The 17763-nt window shown below is 40.3% G+C and carries 16 protein-coding genes, 12 tRNA genes and 1 rRNA gene (1 of these 29 running past the window's edge); 28 read left to right on the plus strand and 1 reads right to left on the minus strand.

The genetic code is table 11. The features are described 5' to 3' along the window. Positions 1 to 70 precede the first annotated feature (70 nt). From acpS to ACZ42C_RS18165, 14 genes are all read left to right on the plus strand, one after another. A complete protein-coding gene (gene acpS, locus ACZ42C_RS18100; protein WP_461180526.1) occupies positions 71 to 433 on the plus strand; it encodes a holo-ACP synthase in 363 nt (120 codons plus the stop codon). 533 nt (positions 434 to 966) lie between these two features. After that, positions 967 to 1986 carry a LolA family protein gene (locus ACZ42C_RS18105; RefSeq protein WP_461180527.1) on the plus strand — a complete coding sequence of 340 codons (1020 nt, stop codon included), beginning with the start codon at positions 967 to 969 and terminating at the stop codon, positions 1984 to 1986. A 245-nt stretch (positions 1987 to 2231) separates the two neighbouring features. Beyond that, positions 2232 to 3137, plus strand: coding sequence for a nuclease-related domain-containing protein (locus ACZ42C_RS18110; RefSeq protein WP_461180528.1), 906 nt, complete (start codon positions 2232 to 2234; stop codon positions 3135 to 3137). A 1068-nt stretch (positions 3138 to 4205) separates the two neighbouring features. Further along, on the plus strand, positions 4206 to 4490 hold the full coding sequence (locus tag ACZ42C_RS18115) for a CopG family ribbon-helix-helix protein (protein ID WP_461180529.1): 285 nt from the start codon (positions 4206 to 4208) through the stop codon (positions 4488 to 4490). 3 nt (positions 4491 to 4493) lie between these two features. Then, entirely contained in the window at positions 4494 to 4853 is a 360-nt protein-coding gene (locus tag ACZ42C_RS18120; protein WP_461180530.1) for a type II toxin-antitoxin system PemK/MazF family toxin, read from the plus strand. 654 nt (positions 4854 to 5507) lie between these two features. Beyond that, positions 5508 to 6407, plus strand: a complete 900-nt coding sequence (locus ACZ42C_RS18125) for an RsbT co-antagonist protein RsbRA (RefSeq protein ID WP_461180531.1) — start codon at positions 5508 to 5510, stop codon at positions 6405 to 6407. 5 nt (positions 6408 to 6412) lie between these two features. Beyond that, positions 6413 to 6769 (plus strand): STAS domain-containing protein, encoded by a 357-nt coding sequence (locus ACZ42C_RS18130; protein WP_461180532.1) that lies wholly within the window; start codon positions 6413 to 6415, stop codon positions 6767 to 6769. Between the two features lie 2 nt (positions 6770 to 6771). Continuing rightward, the gene (locus ACZ42C_RS18135) at positions 6772 to 7173 is read left to right on the plus strand and encodes an anti-sigma regulatory factor (protein ID WP_461180533.1); all 402 of its coding nucleotides are present in this window, start codon (positions 6772 to 6774) and stop codon (positions 7171 to 7173) included. Between the two features lie 143 nt (positions 7174 to 7316). Continuing rightward, positions 7317 to 8339: a PP2C family protein-serine/threonine phosphatase gene (locus tag ACZ42C_RS18140; RefSeq protein ID WP_461180534.1), complete on the plus strand. Its 1023-nt coding sequence runs from the start codon at positions 7317 to 7319 to the stop codon at positions 8337 to 8339. Positions 8340 to 8425: 86 nt separating this feature from the next. After that, positions 8426 to 8755, plus strand: a complete 330-nt coding sequence (locus tag ACZ42C_RS18145; RefSeq protein ID WP_461180535.1) for an STAS domain-containing protein — start codon at positions 8426 to 8428, stop codon at positions 8753 to 8755. Between the two features lie 2 nt (positions 8756 to 8757). Then, positions 8758 to 9234 (plus strand): anti-sigma B factor RsbW, encoded by a 477-nt coding sequence (gene rsbW / locus ACZ42C_RS18150; protein ID WP_461180536.1) that lies wholly within the window; start codon positions 8758 to 8760, stop codon positions 9232 to 9234. Continuing rightward, the gene (gene sigB / locus ACZ42C_RS18155) at positions 9206 to 9997 is read left to right on the plus strand and encodes an RNA polymerase sigma factor SigB (protein WP_461180537.1); all 792 of its coding nucleotides are present in this window, start codon (positions 9206 to 9208) and stop codon (positions 9995 to 9997) included. The genes rsbW and sigB overlap by 29 nt, the downstream gene beginning before the upstream one ends. A 5-nt stretch (positions 9998 to 10002) precedes the next feature. Beyond that, positions 10003 to 10599, plus strand: coding sequence for a SpoIIE family protein phosphatase (locus ACZ42C_RS18160; protein WP_461180545.1), 597 nt, complete (start codon positions 10003 to 10005; stop codon positions 10597 to 10599). Between the two features lie 256 nt (positions 10600 to 10855). Further along, entirely contained in the window at positions 10856 to 13021 is a 2166-nt protein-coding gene (locus tag ACZ42C_RS18165; protein ID WP_461180538.1) for a Tex family protein, read from the plus strand. A gap of 142 nt (positions 13022 to 13163) precedes the next feature. Here ACZ42C_RS18165 and ACZ42C_RS18170 read toward each other — a convergent pair whose 3' ends face one another. Then, positions 13164 to 14666, minus strand: coding sequence for a catalase (locus ACZ42C_RS18170; RefSeq protein ID WP_461180539.1), 1503 nt, complete (start codon positions 14664 to 14666; stop codon positions 13164 to 13166). 439 nt (positions 14667 to 15105) lie between these two features. Here ACZ42C_RS18170 and ACZ42C_RS18175 point away from each other — a divergent pair, with 439 nt between their 5' ends. The 14 genes from ACZ42C_RS18175 to ACZ42C_RS18240 form a co-directional block, all read left to right on the plus strand. Then, the gene (locus ACZ42C_RS18175) at positions 15106 to 15582 is read left to right on the plus strand and encodes a SprT family protein (RefSeq protein ID WP_461180540.1); all 477 of its coding nucleotides are present in this window, start codon (positions 15106 to 15108) and stop codon (positions 15580 to 15582) included. Between the two features lie 408 nt (positions 15583 to 15990). Then, positions 15991 to 16065 (plus strand) — tRNA-Asn (locus ACZ42C_RS18180). Positions 16066 to 16068: 3 nt separating this feature from the next. Further along, positions 16069 to 16160 (plus strand) — tRNA-Ser (locus ACZ42C_RS18185). 9 nt (positions 16161 to 16169) lie between these two features. Next, positions 16170 to 16241, plus strand: a tRNA-Glu gene (locus ACZ42C_RS18190). Positions 16242 to 16348: 107 nt separating this feature from the next. Beyond that, positions 16349 to 16425: transfer RNA gene (locus tag ACZ42C_RS18195), tRNA-Asp, on the plus strand. 5 nt (positions 16426 to 16430) lie between these two features. Then, positions 16431 to 16505: transfer RNA gene (locus ACZ42C_RS18200), tRNA-Gln, on the plus strand. A gap of 187 nt (positions 16506 to 16692) precedes the next feature. Further along, positions 16693 to 16768: transfer RNA gene (locus tag ACZ42C_RS18205), tRNA-Lys, on the plus strand. A 14-nt stretch (positions 16769 to 16782) separates the two neighbouring features. Then, a tRNA-Leu gene (locus ACZ42C_RS18210) sits at positions 16783 to 16870 on the plus strand. Positions 16871 to 16889: 19 nt separating this feature from the next. Beyond that, positions 16890 to 16973: transfer RNA gene (locus ACZ42C_RS18215), tRNA-Leu, on the plus strand. A gap of 18 nt (positions 16974 to 16991) precedes the next feature. Further along, a tRNA-Arg gene (locus ACZ42C_RS18220) sits at positions 16992 to 17068 on the plus strand. Between the two features lie 2 nt (positions 17069 to 17070). Then, a tRNA-Pro gene (locus ACZ42C_RS18225) sits at positions 17071 to 17147 on the plus strand. Positions 17148 to 17196: 49 nt separating this feature from the next. Further along, positions 17197 to 17270 (plus strand) — tRNA-Gly (locus tag ACZ42C_RS18230). Positions 17271 to 17280: 10 nt separating this feature from the next. Further along, a tRNA-Ile gene (locus ACZ42C_RS18235) sits at positions 17281 to 17354 on the plus strand. A 337-nt stretch (positions 17355 to 17691) separates the two neighbouring features. Continuing rightward, a 16S ribosomal RNA gene (locus tag ACZ42C_RS18240) occupies positions 17692 to 17763 on the plus strand; it runs 1494 nt beyond the window's last position.

The raw sequence follows: 17763 nt of genomic DNA on the forward strand, positions 1-17763 counted from the left end.
TACCATCTTACTAAATATAATTCCAAAAATATATCGATTTGTATTATAGATCAGGAAAGGACGAAGGAACATGATACGAGGCATCGGCTTGGATATCATTGAGTTGGACCGGGTCAGGAGAAATATACGTCAAAGTAATCGGTTTGTCAGAAGAATCTTAACGGAAAAAGAAAGGGAAGTTTTTGATTCCCTGCAAAATGAACATAGAAAAGTGGAATACGCTGCCGGCAGATTTGCTGCCAAAGAAGCTTTTGCGAAAGCACTGGGTGTCGGTATAGGAAAATTGAGCTTCCAGCATATCGAAGTGTTAACAGATGAAAAAGGCGCACCCACTGTACAAGCCCGAGGTTATGAGGATGATCGCATTTTTATTTCCATTACGCACAGCAGAGAATATGCGGCGGCTCAAGTCGTGATCGAATATCCAATATAAATGCATATTTGCCATGGTTGTCTCATATATTTTAGTGCAGGCAGAAGGGAACAGGTTGGATTGTCAGCATGAAAGAATATACGATATTGGTCAGCTTTGCAGTGCCTGGAGGGGTCTGAAGCAGTACCGGACAAGCCGGAGTATAGAAAGAACAGTAAAGTCGACTTTCAGTGAAATTATATAGAGCTGCCTGCTATAAAAAGGGGGAAAATGATCATTCATGCGGGCAAGTAAGCTGTTCATGCATGAACAAAGCAAGACCAGTATCGTATTCATTCTTTTCTGTTTGACGCCGTTCCCTGTTGTTTTATCGGGCAGGCAAGAAAGCGTAAAACTTGCTTACCTGCATAAGTGCATAAGAAATGCTGCAGGAGTGACACAATGCCGACGAAAAACTCATTTTTCGTTGGACTGAAGCTTTTGTTGTTCAAGCTTGCATTTCACTGCATAAGGGCTTCTAAGAAAGCAAAATACGCTTTCAAGAACTCCTTGAGCGATAAGCCAAGTTTTCTAAAGACAAGGGAGACATGTCCATGAAAAGAATTTTTGTTTTTTGGAGCGTATTCGTTTTAGGCACCGTACTGTTTTTGTCTGCTTGTGGCGAGCAGTCTCAAGAAGATGTAGTGGAAAATCTTCAGGAGTCTGTGGAGAAAATGGACGGGTATAAAGCCGAAGCAGAAATGATCATGAAAACCGGTCAGGAAGACCAGGCATTTTCCATTGATGTATGGCATCAACAGCCGGAATTTTACCGGGTTAGGTTGTCGAGTGAGCAGGATGATGAGGAAAGCCAGATCATTTTGAAGAATGAAGATGGCGTGTTTGTTTTAACACCAGCTTTGGAGAAGAATTTTAAGTTTCAGTCGGACTGGCCGGAAAACAGCAGCCAGCCGTATTTATACCAATCACTTGTAAATGATGTCATGATGGATCCGGAGGCTGAGTTTGAATCCACTGATTCCCATTATATTTTCCGGACAAAAACCAATTATCAAAGCAATAACAATCTGCCATTTCAGGAAATACACTTTGACAAAAAATCATACACCCCCGTTGCAGTAAGGGTACTTGATAGTGACAGGAACGCTTTAGTGGAAGTGAATTTCACCAGCTTTGATAAAGGTGCATCCTTTGAAGAAGATGATTTTACGATGGAGAAAAATATGGCAAGCACTTCCGATGAAGAACCGGCTTCCGGGGAGGCTGCAGAAGAAAGTCCATTCACGGTGGTGTTTCCGTCCTATATGGCAGGCGCAGAACTTACAGAACAAAAGGAAGTAGAGCTGGAAAATGGGCAACGGGTTATATTATCTTACACCGGGGAAAAGAACTTCACGCTGATACAGGAACAGGTGGATGTTCAAGAAACGTTATCCTCTCCGCAGCAAGTAAGTGGGGATATAGTGAACCTGGGCCATTCCATTGGTGCGATTTCTGAAAATATGATTGAATGGAGCTCCGGCGGTATGGATTTCCGTCTGGCAAGTGACCAATTAACCCAGGAGGAAATGGTTCAAGTCGCTCAATCCGTTCAAGATCAAGAAGTGAAGTAGTATGAATACATGTAAGCAGACTCATAAATGGAGAGGGGGTCTGCTTTTTATTTTCTGTTTTTGGATATTGTATTGTTCAGCTTCAATGGGAAATTGTCTTAGTAAAATAAATACATGAAATGAAATCCACATTATTTCGAATAAAACTATTCTGCCACGACTCTGTTCGTTTCCGGTTCATTTGTTTGATTTATAAAAATTTTTAAATATAATGGGGAGTAATACTATTTAAAGGGATGTGGACCATGCTTTATAAACCTCGTACCAAACCCAAAGAGTTAATAATCCTCGAATTATTGAGCAAGAGAATGGAACTGAGCAGCAAGGTAAAGCAATATTATTACAGCTTGAAAAAAGGGTATGAAGGAGAGAAAATGTTTGATGTATATACAGAAAAGATGAAATGCCATTGTTTAATTTTTAATGATCTTTTATTTGACATCAGCAATACCACCATTCAAATTGATACGCTAGTTATGATGCAGGAAATGATTTATTTGTATGAAGTGAAAAATTTTGAAGGAGATTATTATTACCAATCTGACAAGCTATTTAAAAAGCCAAAGCGGGAAGTTATTAATCCGCTGCATCAATTGAGCAGAAGTGAGACCTTGCTCCGTCAGTTACTTCTCAGTCTCGGCTACAATCCTCAGATCGATGCTTCCGTTATTTTTATCAATCCCGAGTTTACCTTATATCAGGCTCCGATGGACAAGCCATTTATTTTTTCAACCCAAATTCATAGATATATGAGAGATTTAGACAGCAATTCTTCAACATTAACTGCAACACATAAAAAACTTGCTGATCAACTAGTTGCTTTGCACCAAACTGAATCACCATACAGCAAGCTGCCACACTACGATTATGATATGTTACAGACAGGAATTACCTGCTCACAATGTCACTCGTTTTCTGTTACTATTGTTAAAAGAAAATGCATGTGCCATGCTTGTGGACAAAAAGAGTCCATTTCGGATGCTGTTTTAAGAACAGTGAAGGAGTTTCAGTTTTTATTTCCGGACAAAAAAATTACTACAAAAATCATTCATCATTGGTGCAAGGTGGTAGAGACGAAACATCCAATAAGAAGGATTTTGGCAGATAACTTTAATGCGGTAGGAAAAAACCAATGGACGTACTATAAATAATTTATATGAAGAGTATCTTGACGGTTATTCTAGCCAGACCGATTTATTGAATGCTTCAATGCAGGCTTACCGGGCAAGATTCGTTGAGAGCTAAGCCCGATGAGTAAATGAATGAAAGGAATTCCGTGAAATTCGTTGAGAGCTAAGCCCGATGAGTGAACGAATGAAAGGAATTCCGTGAAATTCGTTGTCTGATGAGCCCGATGAGTGAACGAATGAAAGAGATTCCGTGAAATTCGTTGAGAGCTAAGCCCGATGAGTGAACGAATGAAAGGAATTCCGTGAAATTCGTTGTCTGATGAGCCCGATGAGTGAACGAATGAAAGAGATTTTGTGTAATTCGTTGAGAGCTAAGCCCGATGAGTAAACGAATGAAAGGAATTCCGTGAAATTCGTTGAGAGCTAAGCCCGATGAGTAAACGAATGAAAGGAATTCCGTGAAATTCGTTGAGAGCTAAGCCCGATGAGTGAACGAATGAAAGGAATTCCGTAAAATTCGTTGACTGATAAGCCCGATGAGTGAATAAATGAAAGGGGTTCCGTCCCGTCCATTGCCAGATACACCTGACGAATGAACGAAGAATGGATTTACACCATTCAACCCGAGTGATAAGCATGCAAATAAGTATTTACACGTCGCAACCTCCAGAAGGCTTATGAAAGTGAATATATTGGTTGAAAGGTTATACCAGATACCCATAAATTGTAACAAGCATCAGGTTGATATGATTTTATAGGCATGAAATACAAAACCAAGCATATATTTAACTGGAGTGAATTTTAATTTGCTGTGGCTTATGGAGGATATATATGCTATCATCAATATTAGAATTTTATTTATGGGATAAGCCCAACTGCGGTTTGGCGGAATGAAAATCTGTTTCACGGTCGGGCTGTTTCAGCAAAAATATAGAGAATGATCCGTAATACCCTTTTATGGATTATCGACAAAAAGAAACGATTTTTATAAAAAAGTGCCAATACCCCTTTGCAAATGGGCTTATTCAATGGTATCATTAAAATGAATTTTAAATAGTTCGTGCAACAGTTGGCGGAGGTGTATGGGTTTTGTCAGAGAGTGTACAGGAAATTTTGGTGAAAATGCCAAAAAACCTTATAAACGAGGTGGATGGGTTAATGAAATATGAAAATAGTGATTTAAGTGATTTCATATGTCAGGCTACACAAAACTACTTGCAGCAAAAAAGAAATGAACACATTCAACAATTTCGTGAAACAATGCAAAAAGGCTACGAAGAAATGGGCCGCATTAATCTGACAATTGCTTCAGAAGCTTTTCAGGCTGAAGAGGAGGCTGAAAACACCCTAGAGCGCACTGTGATCGGGGTGTAAAAGTTGATCGTTCAGCGAGGTGAAGTGTATTTCGCCGACTTATCCCCTGTTGTTGGGTCAGAACAGGGAGGCGTACGTCCGGTGTTAATACTGCAAAACGATATTGGAAACCGATTTAGCCCGACCGTTATTGTTGCTGCGATTACTGCCCAAATCCAGAAGGCAAAATTACCTACCCATGTGGAAATTGACGCAAAACGCTATGGGTTTGACCGTGATTCTGTCATTTTGCTGGAACAAATCCGCACATTGGATAAGCAACGTTTAACGGACAAAATTACAAAACTTGATAGTGAAATGATGACCAAAATTAACCAGGCACTGGAAATAAGCCTCGGTTTGAAGGACATGTATAGTGAATAGTGAATAGTGAATACCCTTGTTGAGACAGGGGTATTTTGTTTTGAAAGGGCGGAAGCGCTGTGTTGTGCTGCAAAATGTCTTTTTATATGTATTACCCTTGACCTTTATTTATAAACCCATTATTATTCAGACGCGTTAAATTGTGGCATTTAATCTGTCGGTTTGCCAAAGGTGGTTCTACCAGGCAGGTCAGTCCGTAAAATGAATAGAATGACGTAACAAAGCGGTGTGTATAGATAGGTACATCATTCTGTGAAATGCGTGAAGACACCTGCCAAAACAGTTCTCGGAGGAACGACACATTACATATTCCAAACAATCAGCTGTAAGCTCAAGTTGCCATTGGGTGTACAATTCAACTTGCTATTTTGACAAAATAACTTTTAAATCATAGAAAAGATCTTTGTATATATAAGTCTGGTATTATTACAATAGTTCGTTGCCGGTAAGTAATTTCCAAAGTCTGCATATTGATTACTTGCCAAGCGTAAAAAAATAAATAACGATAAAATATATGCTACACTGTTCATAAGTGCAGAATATAATTCTCAGGGAAGACAGAAATGATAGCTTATCTGCCCCGAATTGATTGCAGAATTCTTTAAAGCATGTGACAATATTATAAAATGTTAGTCGAATAATGGAGGTAACTAAATGGATCGACAGTTTAAGCAATTGGTTTTGGATAATAGTGATCAGATTGTTGAAAAGTGGCTGAAGGAAATTGAACAATTAAAGAGTGAAAATTATACATCAAGCATTTCGGACGAGTTATTTGAAAGTACAAACAGAGAATTTGTAAATGTTATCTTTACGAGTGTGAAAGATCATGGAGCCACCAAAGGAGTGGAGGACTTTTCCGAGAAAATCATTAATCTTGGCTGGCCGTTGAGTTATATAACAGACGGGCTGCAGGCTTTTCGTAAAGTTACCATCGATTATTTGCTTGAAAATTCGGATCAGGTTAATTCCAATTATTTTTCGGAAGTAATACAAAGTGTGGATCAATGGGTAGGACCGCTCATACGGCAGTTGGTCAATGAATACTCCGGTAGCTGGGAGCACATCTTATCCCTTCAGCGTGTAGCACTCCAGGAATTATCCGCACCGCTGATTCCGGTCATGGACAAGATTACGATCATGCCATTAATTGGTACAATTGATACAGAACGGGCAAAATTAATTATGGAAAATCTGCTTGATGGTGTCATTACACATAATGCGGAAGTAGTCCTTATCGATATTACCGGTGTACCTGTGGTGGACACCATGGTTGCACATCATATTATACAGGCTGCAGAAGCAGTCCGTTTGATCGGCGCTCATTGTATTTTGGTAGGAATCAGACCTGAAATTGCCCAGACGATCGTAAATTTAGGCATTGACCTCAGTAAATTTCCAACAAAGAGTTCTTTGAAAAAAGGGTTTACAGCGGCACTGGAAATAACCAATCGAAAAGTGATTGATGTCAATGTGGAAAGCAGAACAAATGACGGCAGCTGGGATCGAAATGGTGTCGAAAAACTGATTAATGCGATGAAACAAGGGGAGTGACCAGAATGCGAATACCAATATTAAAACTGCACAACTATTTACTTATATCAATCCAGACTGAACTGGATGACAATACAGCCATACAATTCCAGGAAGATTTACTTAATAAAATTCATAAAAGCGGTTCTTCCGGCGTTGTAATAGATCTGACATCCGTAGAAATCATTGATTCATTTATTGCAAAAGTGCTTGGTGATGTGGTAACTATGGCGGATTTAATGGGGGCGAAGGTTGTTCTGACAGGTATTCAGCCGGCAGTGGCAATGACATTAATTGATCTTGGAATTCACTTAAAAAATGTGCCGACTGCTTTAGACCTGGAACAGGGCTTAAATAAATTGCACCAGGAATTAGGTGAATAGAGATGAAACCTGAAACCTGTGTTACAATCAGAAAAGAATGGGATATTGTAGGTGCGAGGCAATTAGGCAGGGACATTGCCAAAGAGATCGGATTTGGGACAGTGGACCAGGCGCGCATAGCAACCGCAATATCTGAATTAGCACGCAATATCTATTTATATGCAGAAGAAGGAAAAATCTGTTTCGAGAAAATAAATACAATAGATCGTAAAGGTATTAGTATTATAGCTATTGACACAGGCCCAGGGATAGATGATGTCAGTAGGGTAATGGAAGATGGATATTCTACCTCGGGCGGGCTGGGGGCAGGGCTGCCAGGAGTGAAGCGGCTGATGGATGAATTCGATATGAAATCGGACAATGGTAAAGGAACAGAAGTTAAAACAGTTAAATATTTAAGATAAAAATAGTATAATTTATGTATACAATTTGTTGAAGTGTGTATACAAAAAAGGAGGGAAAGTATAGCACTTTCCCTTCTCATTTATATATATACAATATTGGATGTTGAGGAACAGTGACATCCGTATATGTGGGGGATAGGATGATGGACGAGGTTATTAATATAGATGTGGAAAACTATAAAGACTTGTTGAAACGTTATATTGAAACACAGGATGAAACATCTTTATACGGAGTGGAACAAGTAAGTAAGGCACTTATTCAGAAGAATATTTTACCAGAGGAAATCATAAACCTGCATATGAAGGCCATGGAAGATATTTATCCTCGATTGTCGGAAGCATACAGCCATTCACTGAATTTTTTGCTTGAAGCCATGATCTCCTATGGTCTTGCACACCAGGAGTTTCAGACATTGAGAGAAAAACAGGTTGAATTTAAATCGGAAATTTCTGTTGCGGCCAATATGCAAAATACGCTTTTACGTAGTCCCATCCCGGAAATTAAAGGGATGGATATCGGTGTTAAAAGTGTTCCGGCCAATGAACTGAACGGAGATTACCATTATTTCACCAAAGGGACAGATGGCCGTCTGGAACTAGCCATCGCTGATGTAATGGGAAAAGGTGTGCCAGCAGCACTTTGTATGTCAATGATAAAATATTCCATGGAAAGCTATCCGGAAGAGCAAAAGTCACCCGGAAATGTTTTATATAATTTAAATCGGGTAGTAGAACGGAATGTGGAAGCCGGCATGTTTATTACCATGTTGTATGCACAGTATTGCCCGAATGAAGGGAAAATAAGATATGCCTCAGCTGGACATGAACCCGGCTTTTATTACAATGCGGAAAAGAAACAGTTTGTTGAAATGGAAGCGAAAGGGCTCATCTTAGGTGTTATGCCCGAAACGGAATATAAAGAATATGAGCTGCAAATGAATGATGGCGATATGGTTATATTTTTCACGGATGGGGTTACTGAAGCAAAAGATGGGGACAGGTTTATCGAGACAGAAGAAATGCTGGATATGATAAGAAAATATATTCATCTTCCTGCTCAGGAAATGGTGGCTGAAGTATACAAGCATATTGAACGTCTTCAGGAATTTGAACTGAGAGATGACTTTACACTTGCTGTTTTAAAAAAGAAGTTTAGCTATCAATAAGTTTGGGTACAGTATGCTATATCTATGAAAAAGTAATGTTTATCAGGACAGTTACATAACTTCACATAGAAATTAGGAGGAGAATGATGAATTTAGATATAGAAACAGTAACAGAGAATAAAAAGTTTGTCGTAAATCTTTCCGGTGAAATTGATGCATATACTGCACCCGATCTGAAGGAAAAACTTCTTCCGTTGACCGAGCATCCTGATCATGTGGTGGAAGTCAATTTGGAAGATGTGAATTACATGGATAGTACAGGGCTTGGTGTCTTTATCAGCGCGTTAAAGGCAACGAAAGAAAATGGAAGTTACTTAAAGCTCGTACATCCACAGGAGAAAGTAACACGTCTGTTTAAAATAACCGGCTTGGATGAAGTGTTGGATATAAACTCAGCGATTCGGGGTGGAAGTTAACTATGGAAACATTGGATTTTATTGAAATGAAAATCCCGGCAAAAGCCGAGTATGTTGGTGTTGTGAGACTAAGTGTTGCCGGGATTGCAAATAGAATGGGGTATTCCTATGAAGACATTGAAGATTTAAAAGTAGCTATTTCTGAAGCAATCACGAACGCTGTTACACATGCCTATCATGAAAACGATGATGGAGAGATAACCATCGGTTTTGGTGTATATCAAGACCGTTTGGAGATTATGGTAGCAGATCGTGGAGGAAGTTTTAACATAAAAGAGATTAAAAGTGATATTGGCCCATATGATGAATCGGCAAATGTGGAAGATCTGCGCGAGGGTGGATTTGGACTTTTCCTCATTAACGCATTAATGGATAAAGTTCAGATCAACAACGAATACGGCGTCATTGTATTGATGACAAAGTACCTTGCAGAAACAGAGGTGGGGTTTGATGACGACCAAGTCTCAACCAGACAATAACGGGCGAGATGAGGTTTACCAGTGGATACAATATTTGCAGAAAGATCCTACAGATGAGGCCTTGCAGGAAAAGGTTGTTCTTGCCTATCAGGATCTTGTGGAGTCGATAGCACGGAAATATTCTAAAAATAGTTCTATCCACGAAGATTTGGTTCAGGTAGGTATGATTGGGCTGCTGGCAGCAGTACGCAGATATGATGAGTCATTTGGTAAATCCTTTGAGTCTTTTGCTATTCCAACCATTATCGGGGAGATAAAGCGGTTTATCCGGGACAAGACTTGGAGTGTGCATGTTCCCAGGAGAATTAAAGAACTTGGCCCCAAAATTAGAAAAGCAGTGGATGAACTGACCACAGCCAATCAAACTTCCCCGACGATTCAAGAAATCGCCGATTATCTTGATGTGTCGGAAGAAGATGTGCTGGAAACGATGGAGATGGGAAAAAGTTACAAAGCACTTTCGGTAGACCGTAAAATAGAAGCAGATTCGGATGGGAGTACAGTGGCAATATTGGATCTTATCGGGAACAACGAATCCGGCTACAACAATGTGGATCAGCAGATGATGCTGGAGAAAATCCTGCCCATTTTATCGGAAAGAGAACAGCAAATACTCCAATTCACTTATTTTGAAAATAAAAGCCAAAAAGAAACAGGGGAATTACTTGGTATTTCGCAAATGCATGTTTCCAGATTGCAACGTCGATCATTACGAAAGTTGAGAGAAGCCATTCAGGCCGAAAGCACGGAGGTATTTGATTGACGGACATGAAAAAAATAGAGGTAGCTATGTACCAGCAGCCAAAAAAAGGAAATTACTATTGTGGTGACAGCTACTTTTATTTGGAAACCAAAAATGAGTTTATCTGTACAATTGCAGATGGTTTAGGCAGTGGTGAATATGCCAGGGAATCTTCCCAAATTGTCATTGATATCATCAGCAGCAACATGAATGAACCAGTTGATAAAATCGTTAAAATCTGCAATGAACAGCTGCTGGGAAAAAGAGGAGCAGTACTAGGTATTTTAAAAATAGATTTTATTGCAAAGGTCTATTCTTTCTCGGCTATTGGCAATATAGGCATTGTAATTGGGAATAGAAATAAAAAGAAAAGGCGTAATATACCAAGTTCAGGATATTTGGCAGGTTATCCCCGAAAATTTAAAGTAACACAGGAAAAGCTGGAAGAGGGTATGAATTTCATCATGTTTTCCGACGGTGTTACCGATAAAGATATAACAGAATTAGATGTTTTTGGAAAAAGCGTGGAAAATATTATTCAAACCTTTAAATATAAAAGCAGCCAGGATAGAGAAGATGACACTACATTAATAGCCATGCGCTACCTAAATAATACTAACTGATGCAACACGGGGACGATTCTCCTGTTGCATTTTTCTGTTTAATGGGACAGAGAACCGGTTGAATTGCCGTAAAGCTTCCCGGCCAAATCAGCTTACTTAAATGACTCTGTCTCCCGCAAGGAATTATGAAAAAGAAGCGTTCTTTGGTAAAATAGCTTAGCAGGAAAGAAACAATTTTTCTGTATCAGTACGGATTTCGTATTCAGAATCCATATTTGCTGAAGTCAAGTTTTGGTGTACAAAAGGAGGAAATGGCTTGGCATATGAATTAAATGAAAACCTCAGTCAATTGGTTGCAAATGAGGTGAAGGTGAAACAAAGCATCGTGGAAAAAGTAATTGAACTATTGGATGAAGGGAATACACTTCCTTTTATTGCCCGTTACCGGAAGGAAATGACCGGTGGCCTGGATGAGATACAGATTAAAGCCATTCAGGATAAGTGGAATTATGCAGTAAATTTATCTGAGAGAAAGCAGGAAGTCCTTCGCATTATTGACGAACAGGGTAAATTGACGGAAGAATTAAAAGGAGAAATAACCCAGGCCACTCAATTACAGCAAGTGGAAGACCTATACCGGCCTTATAAACAAAAGCGCAGAACAAAAGCAACGATTGCAAAAGAGAAAGGGCTGGAGCCACTTGCATCATTAGTCTGGCAGCAGGAAACAGAAGATATATGGAAGGAAGCAGAAGCGTATATATCTGAAGAACATGAACTACATAAAGTGGAAGATGTCCTTGCTGGTGTAAATGATATCATTGCCGAATGGATTTCCGATGAACCGAAAAACAGGGAATACATCAGAGATGAAACGTTCAAACGGGGAACCATTGTCTCTGAAGCAAAAGACAGTGGCAAAGACGAAAAGGCAGTATATGAAATGTATTATGACTATCATGAATCTGTCCGCTCCATCGTTTCCCACCGGATTCTTGCATTGAACCGGGGAGAGAAAGAGGAAGTTCTTAAAGTTGCCATAGAGCCCCCTGTTGAAAATATTATTGCATATTTAACGCGCAATATTATAAAGTCCGGCGCAAATGATCAAGTAAAAAAAAATATGGAAGAAGCCATACTGGACAGTTATAAAAGATTGATACAGCCATCGATTGAACGGGAAATACGCAAAAGTTTAACCGAAAAAGCAGAAGAGCAGGCAATTGATATTTTTTCCAAGAACCTGAAAAGCCTATTGCTGCAGCCGCCATTAAAAGGAAAAAGTGTACTGGGGGTTGATCCGGCATTCAGGACAGGGTGTAAATTGGCAGCGGTAGATGAAACAGGCAAGGTCATGCAGGTAGGTGTCATGTACCCGACTGCTCCGAAAAATGATGTAAAAGGCTCGGAAAAAATTGTAATGGAATTTATAAAAAATAATGATGTTGAACTGATTGCGATTGGAAACGGGACAGCATCCAGAGAGACGGAGCAATTTATTTCCGATGTGATTGCCAATAACAATCTGGACATTCCGTATATTATCGTAAATGAAGCTGGTGCCAGTGTATATTCCGCCTCAAAACTTGCCAGGGAAGAGTTTCCTGATTTGCAGGTGGAGGAAAGAAGTGCTGCATCCATTGCGAGGCGGGTGCAGGATCCGCTGGCGGAATTGGTGAAAATTGATCCCAAATCCATAGGAGTTGGTCAGTATCAGCATGATGTAAGTCAAAAAGCACTTTCTGAATCACTCACGTTTGTCGTGGAAACAGCCGTTAACCAGGTTGGCGTTAACGTTAATACCGCGTCCAGTTCACTTTTGCAATATGTAGCCGGTTTAAATACCACTGTAGCAAATAATATTGTAAAAAAACGCAATGAAGAGGGTAAATTTACAAACCGAAAACAGCTGAAAAAGGTACCACGTCTTGGTGCCAAAACATATGAACAGGGAATTGGTTTCCTGCGGATCGTGGATGGCGACCATCCACTGGATAGAACACCAATACACCCGGAAAGCTACAGTCATACGGAAGACTTGCTGAAAATACTGGATTGTAACTTGGAAGACATAGGATCGGACGAACTAGCCGGGAAATTGCAACGTGAGAATAAAAAGGAACTTGCTGAAAAACTGGAAATCGGCCTCCCTACACTTGAGGATATCATCAGTGCATTGAGTAAGCCTGAACGCGATCCCCGTGATGATTTCCCGCAGCCGCTATTAAAACAAAATGTGTTGACACTGGAAGATTTGGAACAAGGAATGGAAATGCAGGGAACGGTCCGTAATGTTGTTGACTTTGGTGTATTTGTAGATATCGGAGTAAAACAGGACGGACTTGTCCATATTTCAAAAATGGCAAATAAGTTTGTAAAGCACCCGATGGACATCGTTTCCGTCGGAGATGTGATCACTGTTTGGGTGGAAAGTATAGATGCAGAAAAAGGAAGAGTTGCCCTGTCGATGATTGAAAAATAAAAGGGCATGTAATCCATGTTGGAGTGTGGATTGTCCATCCTCAGATGTGGAATGGAGAAGAAGTTGATCACCTATCAAAAAACCGATGAGGAAATATATTTCCTCATCGGTTTTTTATAAGAGGCATTTAAGCCGTTGTCTTTTATTCTTCTTTTCCAACTGCTGCTTCAACATCGCTCATGGAAACTCCAAGTGCTTTTGCTACCCCTTGGCCATAAGCAGGATCAGCTTTGTAACAGTTGCTGATGTGTCTGATTAAGATCTGTTTGGAAACACCTTCCATATCTCTTGCAGTATTATCAAACAAGCGCTGCTGCTCTTCCGGACTCATCAGTCTAAAGAGTTTACCTGGCTGTTCATAATATAGATCATCGTCTTCACGGAAATCATGGTAATCAGCAGAACCACTGATTTCAAGTGGTGGCTCCTGATGCTCTTTACTGTCTTCCCATTCTCCGTAGCTGTTCGGGCTATAAGAAATAGATCCGCCCTCTGCCGGGTTTAATACGCGCATTGCTCCATCACGATGGTATGGATGGAAGTTTTTCGCATTTTTAGGATAGTTAACAGGAATTTGCCAATGGTTGACACCCAAACGATAACGCTGTGTATCACCATAGGAGAATAAACGTCCTTGCAACATTTTGTCAGGTGAGAAGCCAATTCCCGGTACAATGTTAGTAGGTGCAAATGCAGCCTGCTCCACTTCTGCAAAATAGTTATCCGGGTTGCGATTTAGTTCCAGTTCGCCAACTTCTATTAATGGGAAGTCTTCTTTATACCATACTTTAGTTAAGTCAAATGGGTTGTATGGCATATTTTTTGCTTCTTCTTCAGTCATTACCTGGATATATAGTGTCCACTTAGGATAATCGCCTTTTTCGATAGACTCAAATAGATCTCTTTGGTGGCTTTCTCGGTCTTTACCGATAATTGCTTCAGCTTCCTGGTCTGTCAGGTTTTTGATTCCCTGTTGTGTGCGGAAGTGGAACTTAACCCATACTCGTTCATTATCCGCATTAATCATGCTGTACGCGTGGCTTCCGAATAAGTGCATATTTCTGTAGCTCGCAGGAATTCCACGGTCACTCATTACGATCGTAACCTGGTGGAGTGCTTCCGGAAGGTTGGACCAGAAGTCCCAATTTGAATTGGCATTATGCATGTTTGTTCTCGGATCACGTTTAACTACATGGTTTAAATCTGTGAATCTCTTAGGATCTCTCATGAAAAATACTGGTGTGTTGTTGCCAACCAGATCCCAGTTACCGTCTTCTGTATAAAACTTCATTGCAGTACCACGAATATCACGCTCTGCATCAGCAGCCCCACGTTCGCCGGCAACTGTGGAGAAACGGATGAACATGTCTGTCTGTTTGCCGATCTCTGAGAAAATAGAGGCTTTAGTATATTTTGTAATATCGTGAGTTACTGTGAAGGTACCGTATGCACCGGAGCCTTTTGCATGCATGCGGCGTTCTGGAATAACTTCTCTATCAAAATGGGACATTTTTTCCAGGAACCAGTAATCTTCCATTAATAATGGCCCGCGTTTACCAGCCGTTTTGGAATCATCATCGTTCGGTACCGGTGCGCCAAAAGCCGTGGTCATTTTTTTCTTGTTTTGCATATCTTTCTCGTTCATAAACGATTTCCCTCCTGAGATTATAAATACAATAGTAATTCTAGCATAATAAACTAAAGTTTACTATAAATATAGATTGCTGCAATTGTTACATGTTAGTGAAAATCAATACTTCCACTTTCTCACCTGCACATAATAAATGATAATCAAATAAAGTTGGACAAATGTAGTAACAAGTACATAGTGCTTAAACAAGAGCTGTTATGTGAAAGGTATCCCTCCAAAATCAGATGATTAATCACGTATGTATATAGTATAAATCACAATTAAAATAAAATCAATGTTTATTTACAATCATTTTAAAAAGATAGTGATTTTCGGTGGTTGATGAAGTTTTAAATACAAGTATATTTTGTGCTAATATATATAGTAATTACAGACTTAAGTACCAGTTAATACTGAAAAAATGCAGCAGATGACAGATTGGGGTTTACATATTATGAAACTGCTAAGTGAAGAATCGCTTTATCAATTAGTAAATGACCTGTCGTGGGAGTTTTTTCAGAAACCATTTATCGATTATGTGAAATTCAACTCCCGTTTAAGGACTACCGGTGGAAGATATTTGCCGCACAGCAAAACGATTGAACTTAATCCCAAATATTATTTGGAAATGGATGAAGGGGAATTTACGGGTATCATTAAACATGAATTATGCCATTATCATCTTCATATAGAAGGAAAAGGGTACAGGCACGGGGATGTAGATTTCAAACTTTTATTAAAGAAAACAGGATCACCGAGACATTGTAACCCCCTCCCCTCAAATCAACCAAAATATAAACATCAATATAAATGTAAACAATGCGGTTTCATATATAGAAGGACGAGAAGAATTAACACGAAAAAATTCGGATGTGGAAAGTGCCGAGGCAGATTGGTCTACCAGGAAAAGATGGAAGTCATCACTGATTAGACGGTTCATATTTTTTATTGAAATCGCTTATTAATGATAGTAAAGGAAGTATGGCAAAAATTCTCGAATAAATTGCTGTGAAAAATGTTGACGAATGATAGTGGACGTGTTAAATTATATAAAGTCTCAAGGGAATAACAATTTAATTTCTCTTTGTTGTTGACAATTATTTCACCTTGTTGTATGATAATTTTCGGCACAAAAATCAGTTGAATGTGTTGATTGTTTTTTTGGGAATCTATTCCACAGTGGCTCAGCGGTAGAGCAGACCGTCTGCTTCATTGAATTCACTTCTATGTGCAGGTCTGCGAGGAGTGCTGCATCATTGAATAAGCTTGCAACATGACGAGCAATCTTATTTAATTATTAGGCGAATTGCTTTTAAAAGCAGAAATGATTGTTTATTATTCCACAGTAGCTCAGTGGTAGAGCAATCGGCTGTTAACCGATCGGTCGTAGGTTCGAATCCTACCTGTGGAGCCATAGGGAGAAGTACTCAAGTGGCTGAAGAGGCGCCCCTGCTAAGGGTGTAGGTCGGTTTTGCCGGCGCGAGGGTTCAAATCCCTCCTTCTCCGCCATTATTGCATGGCCCGTTGGTCAAGTGGTTAAGACACCGCCCTTTCACGGCGGTAACACGGGTTCGAATCCCGTACGGGTCATCTCCTATGACATGCAGGAAGAGATTTCTGCATGTCAGGGATTAAAGTAAGTGAATAAGACAGTTCAATTAGAATATGATATTTCATTGTACGGTTGTGCAATGCCTGGTCCGGTAGTTCAGTTGGTTAGAATGCCTGCCTGTCACGCAGGAGGTCGCGGGTTCGAGTCCCGTCCGGACCGCCATTTATTGGGCCATAGCCAAGCGGTAAGGCATCGGGTTTTGATCCCGTGTATCCTAGGTTCGAATCCTAGTGGCCCAGCCATATTCTATTTAAACAAAAATAGTAGCGAAGTAAATGCAAATATACTATTTGTTCAATAGTATTTTTTTATTCCTTAAATTGATGTGTAACTTTACAGGGAGAACTTGTTGCCGGGGAAGCTTGCAACACAAGGAGCCCAACTGTAAAGTGACGAGAGCAAATTCAAATAAAAACAGTTTTAAACAACGAGCCATTAGCTCAGTCGGTAGAGCATCTGACTTTTAATCAGAGGGTCGGAGGTTCGAATCCTCCATGGCTCACCATTCTTATGAAAAATGCGGATGTGGCGGAATTGGCAGACGCGCTAGAATCAGGCTCTAGTGTCCGTTAAGGACGTGGGGGTTCGACTCCCTTCATCCGCACCATATTTTCACTTATGCTCATGCGGTCGTGGCGGAATGGCAGACGCGCTAGGTTGAGGGCCTAGTGGGAGTTAATCCCGTGGAGGTTCAAGTCCTCTCGACCGCATTTCAAATGCCCCTTAAAGCGCCTGTAGCTCAATTGGATAGAGCGTTTGACTACGGATCAAGAGGTTAGGGGTTCGACTCCTCTCAGGCGCGCCATCCGGGAAGTAGCTCAGCTTGGTAGAGCACATGGTTTGGGACCATGGGGTCGCAGGTTCAAATCCTGTCTTCCCGACCACTTAAAAACAGGTGCAGCAATGAGTGGTTAATATTATTACAATGAAAATGCGGGTGTAGTTTAGTGGTAAAACCTCAGCCTTCCAAGCTGATGACGAGGGTTCGATTCCCTTCACCCGCTCCAAATTGACTTTGGGCCTGTAGCTCAGCTGGTTAGAGCGCACGCCTGATAAGCGTGAGGTCGGTGGTTCAAGTCCACTCAGGCCCATTTATTATTTTGATCACAAAAACAAACAAGGGAAGAACTTGACTTGGTATTGTGTATGTGATAATATAATAAAGTCGCCAATTTGAGCGAGCAAGTGTTAACAGTAAAAACATGTTGACATGAGTTGCTCAAGGTGATATAATTAAATCTTGCCACGAAATAAGTGGCATCCAAAAATTTGCTCTTTGAAAACTGAACAAAACAACCAGTATGTAAACAGATGTCAGGAAAGCAGTTGGAGGTCGGACGAAAGTCCGGCTGAGGAAGACTAGTTAACCCTGTATCAATTTTTGAAGCTAAGAGAAGGTAGTGGATTGGTGTCCATTACATTCAAACTTTTATGGAGAGTTTGATCTTGGCTCAGGACGAACGCTGGCGGCGTGCCTAATACATGCAAGTCGAGCGCGTG

The organism is Virgibacillus kimchii, from assembly GCF_055379185.1.

Coding starts and splice junctions, on each gene's coding strand:
- ACZ42C_RS18130 (WP_461180532.1), top strand. CDS start 6,413: ATGCGAATACCAATATTAAAACTGCACAACTATTTACTTATATCAATC.
- ACZ42C_RS18140 (WP_461180534.1), top strand. CDS start 7,317: ATGGACGAGGTTATTAATATAGATGTGGAAAACTATAAAGACTTGTTG.
- ACZ42C_RS18110 (WP_461180528.1), top strand. CDS start 2,232: ATGCTTTATAAACCTCGTACCAAACCCAAAGAGTTAATAATCCTCGAA.
- ACZ42C_RS18175 (WP_461180540.1), top strand. CDS start 15,106: ATGAAACTGCTAAGTGAAGAATCGCTTTATCAATTAGTAAATGACCTG.
- ACZ42C_RS18125 (WP_461180531.1), top strand. CDS start 5,508: ATGGATCGACAGTTTAAGCAATTGGTTTTGGATAATAGTGATCAGATT.
- ACZ42C_RS18160 (WP_461180545.1), top strand. CDS start 10,003: ATGAAAAAAATAGAGGTAGCTATGTACCAGCAGCCAAAAAAAGGAAAT.
- ACZ42C_RS18105 (WP_461180527.1), top strand. CDS start 967: ATGAAAAGAATTTTTGTTTTTTGGAGCGTATTCGTTTTAGGCACCGTA.
- ACZ42C_RS18170 (WP_461180539.1), bottom strand. CDS start 14,666: ATGAACGAGAAAGATATGCAAAACAAGAAAAAAATGACCACGGCTTTT.
- acpS (WP_461180526.1), top strand. CDS start 71: ATGATACGAGGCATCGGCTTGGATATCATTGAGTTGGACCGGGTCAGG.
- ACZ42C_RS18135 (WP_461180533.1), top strand. CDS start 6,772: ATGAAACCTGAAACCTGTGTTACAATCAGAAAAGAATGGGATATTGTA.
- ACZ42C_RS18145 (WP_461180535.1), top strand. CDS start 8,426: ATGAATTTAGATATAGAAACAGTAACAGAGAATAAAAAGTTTGTCGTA.
- rsbW (WP_461180536.1), top strand. CDS start 8,758: ATGGAAACATTGGATTTTATTGAAATGAAAATCCCGGCAAAAGCCGAG.
- sigB (WP_461180537.1), top strand. CDS start 9,206: ATGACGACCAAGTCTCAACCAGACAATAACGGGCGAGATGAGGTTTAC.